This is a genomic window from Rhodopirellula sp. P2, assembly GCF_028768465.1.
Lineage (GTDB): Bacteria > Planctomycetota > Planctomycetia > Pirellulales > Pirellulaceae > Rhodopirellula.
This window is the reverse complement of record NZ_CP118225.1, coordinates 1,297,739-1,313,649: the sequence shown is the minus strand read 5'-3', so window position 1 is coordinate 1,313,649 and position 15,911 is coordinate 1,297,739. Positions and strand designations below refer to the sequence as shown.

The 15,911-nt window shown below is 57.2% G+C and carries 12 protein-coding genes; 9 read left to right on the top strand and 3 right to left on the bottom strand.

Going from position 1 to position 15,911, the window contains the following annotated elements; translation table 11 throughout:
* Positions 1–9 precede the first annotated feature (9 nt).
* On the bottom strand, positions 10–1,269 hold the full coding sequence (locus PSR62_RS04595) for a carbohydrate porin (RefSeq protein ID WP_274406641.1): 1,260 nt from the start codon (positions 1,267–1,269) through the stop codon (positions 10–12).
* 374 nt (positions 1,270–1,643) lie between these two features.
* Between PSR62_RS04595 and PSR62_RS04590 the strand changes: the two genes are divergently transcribed.
* From PSR62_RS04590 to PSR62_RS04580, 3 genes are read left to right on the top strand one after another with little or no spacing between them, the layout of a single operon-like run.
* Positions 1,644–2,624, top strand: a complete 981-nt coding sequence (locus tag PSR62_RS04590) for a nuclear transport factor 2 family protein (protein WP_274406640.1) — start codon at positions 1,644–1,646, stop codon at positions 2,622–2,624.
* Positions 2,621–4,588, top strand: a complete 1,968-nt coding sequence (locus PSR62_RS04585; protein ID WP_274406639.1) for a mu-protocadherin- cell-suface protein — start codon at positions 2,621–2,623, stop codon at positions 4,586–4,588. The genes PSR62_RS04590 and PSR62_RS04585 overlap by 4 nt, the downstream gene beginning before the upstream one ends.
* A 32-nt stretch (positions 4,589–4,620) precedes the next feature.
* Positions 4,621–5,559 (top strand): hypothetical protein, encoded by a 939-nt coding sequence (locus PSR62_RS04580; RefSeq protein WP_274406638.1) that lies wholly within the window; start codon positions 4,621–4,623, stop codon positions 5,557–5,559.
* 40 nt (positions 5,560–5,599) lie between these two features.
* Here PSR62_RS04580 and PSR62_RS04575 read toward each other — a convergent pair whose 3' ends face one another.
* Entirely contained in the window at positions 5,600–7,009 is a 1,410-nt protein-coding gene (locus PSR62_RS04575; RefSeq protein ID WP_274406637.1) for a DcaP family trimeric outer membrane transporter, read from the bottom strand.
* A gap of 484 nt (positions 7,010–7,493) precedes the next feature.
* Here PSR62_RS04575 and PSR62_RS04570 point away from each other — a divergent pair, with 484 nt between their 5' ends.
* The 5 genes from PSR62_RS04570 (at position 7,494) to PSR62_RS04550 (ending at position 13,515) form a co-directional block, all read left to right on the top strand.
* Positions 7,494–7,976, top strand: a complete 483-nt coding sequence (locus tag PSR62_RS04570) for a hypothetical protein (RefSeq protein ID WP_274406636.1) — start codon at positions 7,494–7,496, stop codon at positions 7,974–7,976.
* Positions 7,963–9,450: a hypothetical protein gene (locus tag PSR62_RS04565; RefSeq protein WP_274406635.1), complete on the top strand. Its 1,488-nt coding sequence runs from the start codon at positions 7,963–7,965 to the stop codon at positions 9,448–9,450. Before PSR62_RS04570 ends, PSR62_RS04565 begins: the two co-directional genes overlap by 14 nt.
* Before the next feature lie 168 nt (positions 9,451–9,618).
* The gene (cls, locus tag PSR62_RS04560) at positions 9,619–11,091 is read left to right on the top strand and encodes a cardiolipin synthase (RefSeq protein WP_274406634.1); all 1,473 of its coding nucleotides are present in this window, start codon (positions 9,619–9,621) and stop codon (positions 11,089–11,091) included.
* 153 nt (positions 11,092–11,244) lie between these two features.
* Positions 11,245–12,567 (top strand): APC family permease, encoded by a 1,323-nt coding sequence (locus PSR62_RS04555; RefSeq protein WP_274406633.1) that lies wholly within the window; start codon positions 11,245–11,247, stop codon positions 12,565–12,567.
* Positions 12,568–12,639: 72 nt separating this feature from the next.
* Positions 12,640–13,515 carry a bestrophin family protein gene (locus PSR62_RS04550; protein WP_274406632.1) on the top strand — a complete coding sequence of 292 codons (876 nt, stop codon included), beginning with the start codon at positions 12,640–12,642 and terminating at the stop codon, positions 13,513–13,515.
* 21 nt (positions 13,516–13,536) lie between these two features.
* On the opposite strand, the gene PSR62_RS04545 is transcribed toward PSR62_RS04550, so the two are convergent.
* A complete protein-coding gene (locus PSR62_RS04545; protein ID WP_274406631.1) occupies positions 13,537–14,241 on the bottom strand; it encodes a potassium channel family protein in 705 nt (234 codons plus the stop codon).
* Positions 14,242–14,478: 237 nt separating this feature from the next.
* Between PSR62_RS04545 and PSR62_RS04540 the strand changes: the two genes are divergently transcribed.
* Entirely contained in the window at positions 14,479–15,909 is a 1,431-nt protein-coding gene (locus PSR62_RS04540; protein WP_274406630.1) for an efflux RND transporter periplasmic adaptor subunit, read from the top strand.
* Positions 15,910–15,911: the final 2 nt, after the last annotated feature.

The following is a 15,911-nucleotide window of genomic DNA, read 5'->3' as shown; positions in this document are numbered from 1 at the left end:
CCCTCTTTCTCAGAACGCCACGTTCATCCGCAAACCCAACAAGTACGCATCAGCGACTTGCTCACGAGCTTGATCGATCCACTGAAAGTCAGGTGTCATCGAAATCGATTTGGTCAACTGAGTCCGATAGAAGACCTCCACGCCCTGCGAGTCACCAATGGGCCCCAAGGCTCCGACCAGCAACGGCCCGATCTCGTCGCTCGTTCCGCTGTAGTAGTACCCCACGCCAAACGTGTCCCCATCGCGAACTGGACTTGCCCCGCCCAAACCAGCGCTGAGCAGATAGCTGATCGGGTTGGTATCACTGTCGGCGATCCCAGCCCGAGCGAAGTATCCCCAGTGACGTGTCGAGTCACACGGGTCAACCCACAAGGCTTGATCTGTGTTCCAGTACACCGACCAGGAATCCGAAGCACGGTTGATCGGCACGTTGGGAAGGATGACCCGAGGGTCCTGTCCCAACGAAACATAATCGCGGCTGCTCCAAGAGGCACCGACCAATTGATGACCAGGCGTCCCCAGCCAATCCGTCGCCATTCTCATTTCTGCCGAGACCACCACCCCGTCAGCAAACAACTCATCAAAGCCGTCTGAATCGGCGGTGTCGGTTGGATTCATCACCAAGAAGTTGAAGGCGGGTGCGCCATCATCGCCCAAGACAATGAATCCACACCCGAGCGACGAGTAAGGAACCGATCGCAACACGATCGGGTTGGCGATGAACGCCACATTGGAAAACTGCGTGATGCCACGACCACTCGCGTAAGCATTGGTGTCACCATCCAACGTGTCCAGTTTGCCAGCGTAGACCGCGAAACGCTCGGACAAAAACTGAGTGAACAACACATTGGTCAGATACAAACTCTCGCTGTCCGCGACGGGCAGCTCAGCGGCCAAGGTCGGCGGCAAAATGACACCGGCTGACGAGCCAATCGTTTGCCCGAATCGGTGCTCGGCTCGCAACTTCAGGAACAAGCCTTCATGGACGCCGAGCTTTCCAAGGTCCAGGTTGGCCACGTAGTCGCCGTGACCTCCATAGCGACTCGTTTCATCCAAGCCACCGCTGACCGTCCCAAAGTAATACTGTGTGAGATTGCTCGAAAAGGTGATCCCGCTTTCCGCAAAGCACTGCCGGAGCTGGCTGCAGATGCACCCCTTGCCGGTGCAGTTTTCGCCACAGCACGCCGCTTCACAGCCCGCTGGCGAGTCGCATAACCAAGAATCACAACTTGACGAATCGCATGCCAACGAATCGGAACAATCGCCCATCTGAGCATGCGACGCCTGAGCCCCGAATCCCGCCAACGCGAAAACAGCACAAAGAACAGCCTTTCCGACAGAAAAGCTCGGCAATGATTGGCTACGGTCCATCGGGGCGCCTCGAAATCGATCGAATGAATGGCATCGCTATCTCAACAATTCACACCCTCCTTTTCGGTTGCTGAGACCCCCGAGCCGCTCCCTTCCTGCAGACTGCAAAATGAATGATCTGGAAATCCCTTCGAGAGTTCAAGTTCTGCGGATTATCTGGTTTTCGACGGAAGCAATTCGGGTCCCGACTCTTTAAGATGAAGAGCACGATCGTGAGCTAAGTTTGACTTGGTCTCCCCTCCCTTCTCATCTGCCGGCTGGAACACTCCAAAATGAACTCAAGCCCCACACTGCTGCTTGGTGCATGCCTTGGCATCGCGATCCTGGGATCCGCTGCCTCCGGGATCGTTGCTCAGGACAGCCAACCCGCCGTCGCCGAGGCCACCACGGCGGACTCACCCATCCGAGAACGGCTGAAACAGTACGCTGAGGCATTCAACGATCGAAAACTGGAAGCGTTGAGTCAGTTCCTCGCAGCGGACGTTCGCTACCTCGACGCATCGTCAGGGCGAAAAGCGAACTCTGCCACCGAGCTGATCGACCTGATCCGAACCGCAGTCGAGACCGAACCCACCCTGAAACTGAGTGCGAACGTCGAGGACATCGAACAACCAGAGACCAACCAAGCCATCGTTCGTGGAACCACCACGCTGACATCGGATCAAGCTCCCCAGGAAGTCTCTTCGTTCGAAATCACTCTGGCGAAGCCGGCGGCGGATTGGCTCATCACGTCGATCACCGAAAGCACGCCTTCATCGATCGAACCAGCCAACCCTGTCGAGTCGCTGGGATGGTTGGTTGGAACATGGAAGGAAGACTCTGAAAATGGCCTCCAAAGCAACATTGATTTCTTGCCAGGGCGACGTTTCATCCGTCGCACTTTTCAAACGGGAGCTGATGCAGCCCCCGTCGGCTACGAGATGATTGGTTACGACCCGCAATCCAACCGTGTGAAGTCTTGGACCTACTTTGCCGACGGCAGCTTTGGCAACGGCCACTGGGCAGGGGAAAAAGATCACTGGCGAATGGAAATGACTCAAACGCTCGCCGATGGCGGACAGGCCACGGCGACTTGCATTGTCCGCCCCGTTGATCGCGACACGATGACCGTTCGTATCATTTCGCGAGTCGTCAACGGCGAACCGCTTCCCAATGGCCAAGCCGTCACGCTCCGACGTCAAACGGAAGCCGACACCACATCAACCACCGAACCTTCCCCCAATACCGCGACCCCATCGGGAGCCAACCAATGAATCTTTCGATCAATCCAATGCAGCCTTGGCGCTGGGTGTCGGTTTGCGTCGCACTTTCCCTGACCACCATTTCCTTGCCGTCCCTCGAAGCGGGCGGATTCGGAGGACGAGGTGGCGGCGGAGGCGGTCGATCGTTTGGTGGTGGAGGCGGTGGAGCACGACCTAGCATGGGCGGGGCTCGCCCCAACATGGGTGGCGGTTCGAACTTCAATCGTGGAAACATGGGCGGCAACTTTGGTGGTGGCAACCGGATGCCGACCAGCCGGCCTCAAACTAGCATGCCTCACGTGGGCGGCAACAACTTCAGTCGCCCCAGCTCGGGGCGTCCCAGCACCAGCCGCCCCAACATGGGCTTGCCCAGTGCCAGCCGCCCAAGTCTTCCCAGCGCCGGAACGCGTCCCTCCCGGCCTGACACATCACGTCCCAATCTCTCTCAACCTGGTGCGAACCAGCCCGGGATCACACGTCCGGGCAGCAACCTGCCCAATCGCCCAGACCGCCCCAACACTCTTCCTGGCAATCGGCCCGGGTCAGATCGGCCCGGGTCAGATCGGCCGGGGGCCAATCGTCCCGGCGCGAGTCGGCCCAATCTGCCAGGCGGCAATCTGCCCAGCGGAAATCGCCCCGGCAGTGACCGTCCCAGTCGCCCCGGCGGCTCCAACCGCCCTGACATGCCCGACTTTGGAAAGCTCCCCGGTGGTCGTCCTTCCACTGGCGACGTCGGCAACTTCTTGGGGCTGGATGGTCCTCTGCGTCCCGGCGGAAATGATCGCCCCAATTTGTCCGATCGTCCGGAACGCCCCAGCCGACCAGGCACACCCGATCGGCCTGGAAGTGGAGACCGCCCTGGAATTGGAGACCGTCCCGGCAACGGCAACCGACCGGGAATCGGTGACCGACCGGGCAATGGTGAGCGTCCCTCCTTCGCGGATCGTCCAGGCACCGGGACTCGCCCCGGATCAGGGAACCGCCCCGGTCTGGATCACCGCCCGAATCCCGGTGATCGACTGCCGCCCAATCGTCGCCCGGACATCAACATTGGTGACGTGAACATCGGCAACAACAACATCATCAACAACAAAGTCGGCTGGGCCAACCTCGACAACAATCGAGTCAACCAGATCAACAATCGCTGGCAAAACCGGTTGAACAACGTCAGCAATTGGCCGGCCGTTCCGCCGCATCGACTGGATCACTTTCATCGTTGGGGCAACCAAGTTCGCCACGGCTGGCACTACCACGGCTTTGGTCCCAATTGGTGGGGACGACATCCGTTCCGATTCTGTGGTTGGCACTACTTCTATTCGTACAGGTACTACCCCTCCTCGTATTGGTGGAGCACGCCCACCTATCCGATGGTCACCAACTGGTTTACCTGGAGTGCCCCTGCGGCATCGATGGAGCAACCGGTCTACTACGACTACGGCAGCGAAGGCAACGTGACCTACGAAGACAATCGTGTTTACATCGGTGGCGAGGAAGTGGCAACGTCCGAAGAGTTCGCACAAACGGCGGCGGACCTGGCGACCGTGGAAGCCCCCGAAAGTGAAGAGTCGGCAGAAAAATCCGAATGGCTGCCTCTGGGAACCTTTGCCTTGACGACCGATGCTGATGACATCGATCCAGATCGCATCATCCAACTGGCGGTCAACAAAGAGGGAATCATCTCGGGAACGCTCTACAATCAAAAGACCGACGAAACCCAGGCGATCCAGGGTCAGGTCGACAAGAAAACTCAACGAGTCGCCATGCGAATTGGCGAGAGCGAGGACGTCATCGCCGAGACCGGTCTCTATAATTTGACGCAGGATGAAGCGTCCGTTTTGGTTCACTTTGGAACGAAAACGCAAGACACTTATCTGCTTGTTCGATTGCCCAGTCCCGAGGATTCAGACGAGCCAGCGGATTCCACCGACGATTCGTCAACCGATGAATCAGGTGATGCATCGAACGACAACAACTGATTCATTTCCAACCACGCTGATGAGATCACACCATGCTTCGTCACTTCTTACTTCTTGTCGCGGTCGTTTCGACCGCTTCGTTCGCCAGCGCGAAACCTCGTACCTGGACCAGTGCCAACGGTGCGTACAAATTGGAAGGCGAGCTGATTGGATCCAACGAAACCACGGCCATCTTGAAACGCCGTGGCTCAGGCCGCTTGGCCGCCATCGAATTGACTGACCTCTCGGACGAAGACCGCGAGTTCGTCAAGAAGCTGAGCAAAAGCGAATCCGAAAGGGAATCAGGTGGCGACCTTGAAATGCACACCTGGACGTCTCGCGATGGCCTGAAAATCCGGGCGAAAATCCTTGCCTACGGGAAGAAGAATTACACGCTGGATCGAAAACTGGGGGCTGTGACCATCAACGGCAAAGCCTTTTCGACGTTTGATCCACTGCATCAAAAACTCATCCTCCGTGTTCTGTCGATCCTTGAAAAAACGCCGCTGGAAAAGGAATCCGACCTCAACAAATTTGTGTCGCTCTTCGCGGGACAACCCAAAACCTATCCGCTCGAAGGCGTGTTGATGGAACTGCCCTCGGGCGACCAAATCGCGGTCCCGTTTTTCATGTTCAGCGAACAGGATTTGGAGGTCCTCCAAGTCGGCTGGGAGAACTGGCAGAAGTACCACGCCGACGAAGAAGCACGAGCCCGCGAGGATTTGATGATGCGGTCCGAAGCATCGCATTACCAACAAACCATGGCTCAAGAGCAACAGCGTCAACAACTCGAAGTTCTCAAGTTCAACATGGCTGCGGTTCGCACCGGACTGACATCGGTCTGGGAAGTCCAAATTGCTCCCAACCCAGGTGTCTACGGTCGGCCTACCGCCGTGATGGTGACCGCCCGTGACAGTCTGACTGCAACCCAGATGGTGCTGCCCAACTACCCGGGTTACTTCATGATCGGTGTTCGCAAGGTCAGCTACTGATCCAGCCCAGGCGTTGCCCCATCGGCGCCCGTGCAGTTGGTCAGGGCAGATAGAAACCAAACGTCATCTGCAACCGAGTCGCATCGGCTTGGTTGCCATTTTGGTTCTCTCGCATCCCGTACAGGTATTCGATTCCAACGAACACCCGATCGACCGGATTGTGGATCAAGTTCACGGCAAGGTAGTTGGTTTGACGCAGGTTGGTCGGATCCTGACCCGCAATGGGATCCAACAAGAGTTCGCTGTAGGTCAAGTTTGACGTCAGCCGCTCGTTCCAAACATGCTTGCACCCGACCATCCATCCGAACATCGGCAAAATGGCCGCGCTGCTCGGGCCAGTGGACACCACATCCGGTGACCCTCGATAGCTACCGATCCCTTCTCCGAACGTGATCTGGGAATAGAGCCGCGTGTCTTCCGTGACCTTCCCGGATCCGGTGAAGTTGAATCCCCACGCGGTGCCCGTGATGACTGGATCCCCGACCGGCTGAAAGCCCAATTCACGCATGACAAACGCGGCCTGAAAATCGCCCCGGTCTCGTTCCAATTTCAAATGGGTGATCACATCGGGTGATTCCGTTCGCCCTTCTCCCGTCACACCGATCGGGATGTCGATCTGGATCCGCGGGTCTTCCAGTGAGACCGCCCATGACCAACCCGAATCGCCCAATGGCAAATCCAAACGCACCAACCCTTGCCTGCGGTTCACATTCGAAACGGCACCTTCAAAATCCAGTGTCTGAGGAACGGCAGATGGATGCGTGAAAGTGGTCCAGGTTTGTCCCGCGGTGATGTACCCCATCGTCCCATAGGCATGCCGCAATCTCAGCGACCCGTTGGCGCCGTCTTCGCCCCCAAAGAAGTCCGCTTCCACGAACGCCCGAACCACCTCTTGCTGGACTTTCCAACGGGTATCGAAACTCAGGCGGGAGGACCGAGCGTGAAACCGAGAGTTCTTCCGATCTGCGGCCCCGACGGGAATCTGACTGGTGTCGAAGGAATCGACCGAATCAATCGGATCAAAGTCAGTGATAAAGTCCGCTTTGACAAACCCGCCAATCTTCAACGCCGCTTCTTCACCCAACACGATGATCCCCTGATTGAAATCAGGGAACGCGGTGAAGTTGTTCGGCTGCTGAGTCCCCCGCCCGCTGTCAAACGAGGCGGAAGTGAATGACTGCTGCATCGAACGATCCAGCGAACTCGCCTCCAACTGATCCAACACCTCGGTCACTGGCGACTCAATCGCGTCCAAACTCTCATTGAACTCAGAGAACTGAGCCAACAACAATGGCTCGTCAAAATGCTCTGCCTCAGCCACCTGCAACAACGTCGCGAGGCTTTCCTCGGCTGGTGCAGACACAGCAACAAAACACAGCGGCAGTGCAAACAAGATCCATCGCCGGATCGCGCGGTCATCGATCGTTCGTGCCGGGGTGCTGCAACTCATGCGACTTGATTCAGTACAACTCCACCACGATCTTGCTCAACGAATGCGCCTGATCGAGTCACTGCACTCGCTCGCATTTCGCGCATTGCGATGTCCACAAATTGCGTTTCACCCTTCCTAGATTCGACACGGCGACCTGGCAAACTTGAACGATTCCTCCGGATTGAACGCCAGCAAAGCGGCTCGGGAAACTGTTTTTCGGCTCATCCGACGGAAGGGTGCGCCCGAGGTTTTCAAGGCATGCACCGATGTCCGAATGTTCAATGCTGGACGGCGTCCGTGTTGAAAACACCCCACCGGCATGGCGAGCATGCCGGTGGGCCGCGAAGCACCTTCGGCGCGTCGGAGACCAAACTATTCCTTGGCAAGTTGCTCCTCAGCAGAGCTTGCTTCCGCTTCACTTGGCAACTCAATTCGAACGCCTCGAAATGGTCCGTTCAAACTTCGGGCATCGGAGAAATCCCTCCAAAAACCTGAAGCCAGGGTGCCGCGCACGCTTCCGTCGGATGAGCCCACTAAATTCCCCGAAGAACCAGTTCACCCAGGGATGCTGTTGGGGCCTGCCACCGGAGCGGTGATGTCCTTCATCCGGGAATCAGAGGAGCATGAAAAGGGTGTGATTGCTGCCGTCTTCACGGACAAGAATTTTTTGCGAATCAAGCCAAATCAGTACGCCGAATTGGCAATGGACGCCTACCCAGGTGAAATTTTGACCGGGCGCGTGATCAATACGATCAATGTCTCAGGAAAGGGCCAATTGATCGCCGGTGGCGTCGTCCCGACAGCCTTGGTCGACGGAACCCCGACTCAATTTGTGGTTCGAATCCGACTGGATGAGGTCGATTCGCACCCCTTGCCCGGCGGTGCACAGGGACAGGCCGCTGTCTATACTGGCGACGTCCAAATTGCCGGGATTCCTATCATGTTCCTTATCCGTGCGAACAGTTGGATGAATGATCTCTTCTAACCGCGTCGCGGATCGACACTTTGATCCACACCCTTTGACGAACCGAGCCGAAACCATGCGAACGTTGCTGAAATCAGGCCCTGCGGTGGCCCTGGCCCTTCTTTTCTCGATTTCTTCATCTGTTATTCAGGCTGAAGAAAAAGCAAAAATCGAACTGCTGCTCGATCGATCACCGGCCCCCGGCAACGCGATCGGCTATGTCAATGTTCCCGCTCTGAACAAACTGATGAAGGACGCGGGCTTCTCCCCAGCCGCTTCTTCCGCAGTGAGTGAAGTCTGGTTTCTTGCCGACCTCGAGATTGCGACTCTGCGTCCCAAATGGGAAGCCGGATACGCCGTCCTCAACACCCCCGTCGATGCCAAGAAATTGGCTGAGCGTCTGGGCGGGTATGTGGACAACGTTGTCGATCACGATGTCGTGCACGCCCCCAACCAAACTTACTTCGTCCCGGGAAAAGACCATCCCGAACGTTTGGGCATCCTTCGCCCCACCGATCGGTCGCTCCTGGCAGGTTGGTTGACCCCGGTGATCGATGTGAAGTACACGCCATTCCTCAGCGCTCACGCCAAACAACCTGAATCTTACCTCGCCTTCATGTTGGCGATTGACCTGGACAACGTGTTGTCCCCCATCCCACTGAAGACCCGCCTGACGGGACTCGAATCCCTCAAATCCAACTCGCCGGAATCCGTCGCTAGCACGCTGGCCTCGATTCAAGGCTGCAGCCTCATCGTCGGCCGCCGCAGCCTGAATGAATGCATCGCCAAGTTTGAGTTCTCTAAATCACCTTCGTCACTGAAACTGATCGCTCCAGAACTGCTCGCTGAAATCCTCGATCGCAACGGAACCGGTGCTCCCGAAGTGAAACAATGGGAAGTCTCCGTTGACGGGAATTCCCTGTCGCTCAAAGGCCCCATCACCCAGTCCAGCCTCAGCGGATTGATGGGCATCTTCAGCCTGCAGAGCCAAGCTCAACAGGCCGCCGCACGAGCCAGCCTATCGGAACAAAGCGAAGAACAGCGAATTGCTTACGAGTCCAAGCACTACTTCGATGAAGTCAACTCGATCATCGAACACACCCGCGATCACAAATCGCAAACCGCTGGTGCGATGGCAAAGTGGAGCGATCAACGCGCTCGCCAAATCGATGAAATCGGCACGCTGAACGTCGATCCTGACATGGTTCAGTATGGAACCAACGTGGCCGAGTTGCTTCGCGGCAACGCCCTGACGGTCCGCCAAACCAACATCGATGCAGGGAAAGTCAAAGCCAGCCAGAGCCTGGACACGGGCTACTACAACGACGGCAATGGTTACTACAACTCCAACAGCACCTCTGACTATCAGCGTGTCACCAGTGCGATCGCCCAAGGCAACGCCTACGGAAACTACCGCGAGGCGCTCAATCAAATTGACAAACTAACTGCCGCCATGCGTCGTGACATGACTCAGAAGTACAAGATGCAGTTCTAAGGACTGAGCGGTAAATAAGTGGCATAGGCTTCCTTCGACGCTCCTCAAGCCGATCGACACCCAGCTTCAACGGGTGATGTCGATCGGCTTTTTCGTTGTCGTTGAACAACTTCCTGCAAGCATTCGCCCCCGCACATCTGCGGCACCTGATATCAAACTGATTGACAAATGGATCTCGGACAATACTTTCAAGTTCGCATCAATGCTGTTTCCATTGCCTTGGTGGCGCACGTTGCGATTGAAGCCGTCACGATCATCCGTGTGATGACGCGGCCCCACCGGGAACCCGCATCACGTGTCGCGTGGGTCACCATCATCGCGGCGGTGCCGTTCCTGGGCGTGCTTCTGTACATGCTGTTTGGCGAAACCAACATCGGCCGCCGACGCTTGGAACGCATGAAGCAAGTCATGAAACGCTTGCCCGCGATGCCAGACATCAACCCGGAAGAATCTCGTCACGCGCTGGCGAATGTGCCGGTTCGATACGAACACTTGTTTCGCATGGGGGAATCCATCAACGGGTTCGATGCGATTGGTGGGAACTCCGGAACGCTGATGGACGATTCCAACGCCACGATTGAATCGATGATCGCGGACATTGATCAAGCCCAAGACCATGTTCACTTGCTGTTTTACATCTGGTTGCCCGACAACAATGGCCTGAAGATGGTCGAGGCACTCAAACGAGCGGCGAAGCGAGGTGTGACCTGCCGAGCGATGGCAGACGACCTCGGCTCACGAACCATCATTCGCTCGGCTCACTGGAAAGAGATGCAAGACGCGGGAGTGCATGTTGCACGAGCTTTGCCGATCGGCAATTTGGTCTTGCGGGCTCTTCGTGGTCGCATCGACCTCCGCAATCACCGCAAGATCGTGGTGATCGATGGAAGGATCACTTACTGCGGCAGTCAAAACTGTGCCGATCCCGAGTTCCGGGTCAAACCCAAGTACGCTCCCTGGGTCGACGCCGTGATTCGTTTCGAAGGTCCCATTGTCCGGCAGAACCAGGAACTCTTTGTCGCCGATTGGATGTCCTGCACCAGCGACGACCTCACGGAGTTGCTGGACCAACCGCTTCCTGACACAGGGCCAGGGTTCCCTGCCCAGGTCATCGGCACCGGTCCGACCGTTCGTGACTCAGCGATGCCAGAGGTCTTCGAAACACTGTTCCACACGGCGCGGCGCAAGCTGACCATTTCAACGCCCTATTACGTGCCCAACGAATCCATGCAGCAGGCTCTCTGCGCGACCGCGTGGCGAGGGGTCAAGACAACGCTCATCATGCCCGCCAACAACGATTCAAAAATTGTCGGCGGAGCCAGTCGTAGTTACTACGCCGGACTTCTCGAGGCAGGCGTTCTCATTCACGAATACACCGGCGGTCTGCTGCATACCAAATCGGTGACACTGGATGACGAGGTCACCCTGATCGGGTCCGCCAACATGGACCGCCGTAGTTTTGACCTGAACTACGAGAACAACATTCTGTTCCACGATCCCAAACTCACCGCTGCCGTTCAGGCTCGACAACAAACCTACATCGAGCACTCCAACGCGATCACCTCGGAAATGGTCGGTGCCTGGTCGCTCCCCCGGCGGTTGTGGAACAACGTGCTGGCGACGCTGGGCCCCATTCTTTAGCCTCCGTACACCCCCTCGGGTGATTGCGATGGCGTAGCGATGAAGTCCTCCCAGGATTGGACTACATTAGCGATCACTGCCCCCATTTGATCCGTTCCTCCGCTTCCGCCGGGATCGAATCGAGCTCGGAACCATCACCACGAAAGCAGTCGTTTGAGCGGCAAATACGGATTTTGGACCCTCACGTTCCTGGTCATCGCCAACATGATCGGCGCTGGCGTGTTCACAACGTCCGGGTATTCACTGGCCGACTTGGGATCTCCTGAACGAGTCCTCTGGGCGTGGTTGGCGGGCGGCGTGATCGCTGTCACGGGGGCCATCAGCTACGCGATGCTGATCCGGGTGATGCCGCAATCCGGCGGCGAATACTTGTTTCTCTCTCGGGCGGCGCACCCGTTGCTCGGCTACATCGCCGGCTGGGTTTCTTTGATCGCGGGGTTCTCCGGCGCAATCGCTTTCGCGGCGACGGCACTGGAAGGCTACCTGCTTCCCGAACACTTGCGTCCTGAGTGGATGCCCGCAGGAATCGTCACCATCATGGCGATTGTCTTGGCCGGATTTTTCCATGGCTTGCACCCTCGCATCGGAGCAGCCACCCAGAACATCGCCGTCAGCGTCAAACTGGTTCTCTTGGGAACAATTCTAGTGTTCGCCGCTTACCAGTGGTTCAGCGGAGACTTGGTCGCCAGCAGTCCACCACTGCCAACATCGCCCGATGCCACCCCGTGGTCGCACTGGACCGCCTTCGCAGGAAGTCTGGTTTGGATCTCGCTGAGCTATTCAGGATTCAATGCGGCGGTCTATGTGGCCGATGAAGTGATCGATGCCAAGCGAGTCGTCCCCCGCGCTCTGGTCGTTGGAACCTTGGCCACGACCATTCTGTACCTCTGCCTCAATGCCGTCTTTGTGTTTGCACCTCCCCTGCAAAGCATCGTTGGCAAGCCCGACGTGGCGGCCATCGCAGCGGCCAGCCTGGGCGGCAATGGTTTCGCACACTTCGTTCGCTGGACCATTGCTCTGTGTTTGCTGACCTCGGTGTTGAGCATGATGATGGCGGCACCCCGCGTGTACGCGAAAATGGCGGACGATGGCATGCTGCCTGCCTGGATGCGGTTTCGCGGCGAGGCACCGTTTGCCGCGACCGTGGTTCAGATCGTGGTGGCCGTCACTCTCGTTTTGATCTCGGACCTGCAAGGTTTGCTGTCGTATCTCGGATTGACATTGTCATTGTCCGCCGCCTGTTCGGTCTGCTGCTTGTTCCTGCCTTCGATCCGCAACTCACCCCAGGCGGCTCCGAAATCCTGGCTGCTCGCACCAGCCTTTTATGTCGTCGCGACGATCCTTTCGGCAGGCATCATGACCTCTCATGATCCCAAGCAACTGATCGCAACGGGTCTCACGTTTTTGGTCGGCGGAACGATGTACGCCCTGACGACTCGCCGCGCCACCGACCCAACCTCCTCCGACTCCAACTGACTTCGCCCAACCCATTCTCCCTTCTGCTGATTTGATGCCTTGCTAATTCGCCCACGCATCCCTTGGGGTCGCTTGACTCGAACACTTTGGCCGGTGGCCACCTTCTCGATGGTCTATTCGCTTTTGATTTCCGCGGTGGACTACTGGATGCCCCTGGATGCATACGAACTGCCACCTGGTGTCGCCACATTTCCTGGCACATTCCTTGGCATCGTGCTCGCATTCCGAACCAATTCCAGCTATTCGCGGTGGTGGGAAGCTCGGATTTTGTGGGGGCGTATCACGAATGACTCCAGGACCTTCGTCCGACAATTGATCAGCTTCACCAAACCTTCGACGTCCACGGGTGAAAACAGCACCACGATACGCCGCATCGTCAATCGACACATTCACTGGTGCCACGCACTGGCCATGTCGTTGCGAGACGAAGATGGGCTCTCAATCCCCAACGAATGGATCGCGTCCACCGAACTGGAAACGTATCGCCACTGCCGCAACGCAACGAACCAAATTCTTCTGCAACAAGCCAACGACCTGCAACAACTCCGCCAGTCCGAAGCACTGGATCGATGGCAAGCCTTGGAACTTGACCGCAGCCTTCGTCGCCTGACGGATCACATGGGTGGTTGCGAACGCATTCGCAACACACCGTTCCCGCCGATGTACGCGATGCTGATTCATTATCTCGTGTTTGCATTCATCATCATTTTGCCGTTTGCGCTATTGGAAATGCCTGCGTTGGGACTGATCGCGTTCACCGTTCCGGTCTCCATTGTCTTTCTGGCAATGGAGAAGGTCGCCAAGGTGCTCGAAACACCGTTCGCTGACACGCCCTCGTGCACTCCGATGCTGACCTTGTGCCGAAACATCGAAATCGATGCCCGGCAAATGCTTGGTGACACCGACACGCCAGCGATCCTGCAACCAATCGATGATGTCTCGATTTGATTCCAGCAACCCTCCGTCTCCTCAGCCGACCGAATCGCTTGACCGTTGTGACACCTGAAGCCCGACCATGCGTGCGATCACGATCGCCACGTAGAGCTGTCCCAACATGGCTTGCAACACCGCCAACATTTTCGCGGGCCGGGACAGCGGCACCACGTCACCGTACCCAAGCGTTGTCAGTGTCACGTTGCTGAAGTAAATGAACTCGCTGATCAACCGAGTGTTCTGAATGGATTCCGTGTTCGCAACTGGAAACAAAAAGGATCCTGGCTGAATGAGTTCTGCCAACGTGTAGAGAAAAGCCCAAAGCAGCCCGAGCAAAAAGTAGATCGACACCGCTCCAATGATTCGACTGGCATCAATCGGCCCCTCACCAAACACGTTCTCGCCGACTGCATAAATCAGGATCACAAACACCAGAGCAAAGCACGCATCACTGACGATCGCCAACCCCATCGTTCCGGTGATTTCATTGGCCCAGGAGGTCACGTAGGCCACACCCCCAGCCAGCAGCGTGCCCCACATTCGCACCGCCGACCCGGTCAGCGAACGAATCGCGGAAAGGACCACCAGAAAGAACAGCGCGTTGAGAGCCACTCGATGAATCATATTCTCGGGCGACAAACAGGATTGCACGAAAAGCAGGGAAACGAGAGCAAGCAACAACTCCCCGTGGCGAGGGCGTCCCCGCCAGCGGTGCGTTTCAGATTGGAGCGTAGGAATCATGCAGATGGATCGTGGAGACGGGGAAAGCGGGTCACAAATTGTAATGTGAGATCTCTCTGACGGAGACATTCTCGCGTAGGACGTTCATTCCCCGTCGTGTAGGATGCTACGAGGATCCCGCCGCGAAGTCGATTTCACATCGTTTCGTGAGGTTTTCCCAGTTCTTAATAGGAACGGTCCCGGCACATGCCGCTCCCTTTCTTTGCAATGGTTCATCACGCGGTCCCCTTTTGACGCATGAACAAAATCCCCCCCCCACCAGCCCACCGGATGTTTGCTCGGGGCAGCATTGCTGCTCGTCAGACAAATGGCCTTTGCTCGCTGGCGTCCCTGTTGTTGGCCCCGCTGTGCTTGCTGGCCCTGACCGCTTGCACCCCCGCAGCCAACGAGTACCAAGCGCCGCCACCTCCCGACGTGACGACGGCCAACCCCGTTCAACAAAGCCTCACCATTTTCATCGAAGAAAATGGTGAAACCGAAGCGGTGGAACAGGCGGATGTTCGCGCCCGCGTCGGCGGATTCGTGGAAGAGCTTTCCTTTGAACCCGGACAATTTGTCAGTGAGGATCAGGAGCTTTACCGAATCGAACCGGACACCTATCAAGCCAATCGCAATGCCGCCGCTGCTTCGGTGGAAGCTGCCAAGGCTGCCATCCAAGTCAGTGAAGCGGCGCTGGCATCCGCGCTCGCCTCCGTCCAAAAAGCTGAAAACGATCTCAAACGCGAACAACGTTTGAAAGCGTCCAACGCCGGATCACAAGCCACCTTCGATGCGGCCGTGGCAGCTCGTGATTCTGCGATGGCCCAATCCAAAGCCGCGGAGGCCAACATCGAAGCCGATAAAGCCAAGCTGTTGCAAGCTCAAGCTCAACTGGCCCAAGCGGAATTGGATCTGAAGTACACCGTGGTGCGTGCTCCCATCGAGGGCCGTGTCTCCAAAACGCAAGTCAAACTCGGCAACCTGGTCCAAGTCGGTAGCACCCTGGCGACGATCGTGGACCAACGAAAGATCTTCGCTAACTTCAGTATCAGCGATCGCAAACTGCTGGAACTCGTCGAAGCTCGACCAGAAACAGAAGAACCTGCCGACTCCCCCGAGGACTGGTCGAAGATCCCGGTCTACCTGCAACGCGACGGGGACTCCGGGCAATGGCTGTCAGGAAAACTGGACTACGTCGACCAGCGTGGCATCGACCAAAAAACGGGAACCTTCGGACTGCGTGCTGACTTCGACAACGAAGACGGCAAGTTGCTGCCGGGAATGTTCGTGATCATCCGGTTGCCAGTTCGCGAAGTCGAAAACGCCATTTTGATTCCGGAACGTGCCATCGTTCGAAATCAAACGGGATCGTACGTGATGCTGGTGGACTCCGAGAACCAAATTGAGCAACGCGAGATCATGGTCGGCCAAACACTCGATGGCTGGGCATTGATCAAAGAGGGACTGTCCGCCGACGACACCTTCGTGCTGGAAGGTCTGCAGCGAGCCCGACCGGGAAGCAAGGTCTCTCCCAAACCAACTGAACTGTCGACTCAAGGCAGTCCCATGCTGCAAGCCGCGATCGATTCCAACGCCGGAACCGCCACCCCGGGAGCCGCTGCTGAACCAGCCCCCACGGTCAATCCGACCGACGATGAACCCGCCTCCGATTCATCCACCGCGGACTGATC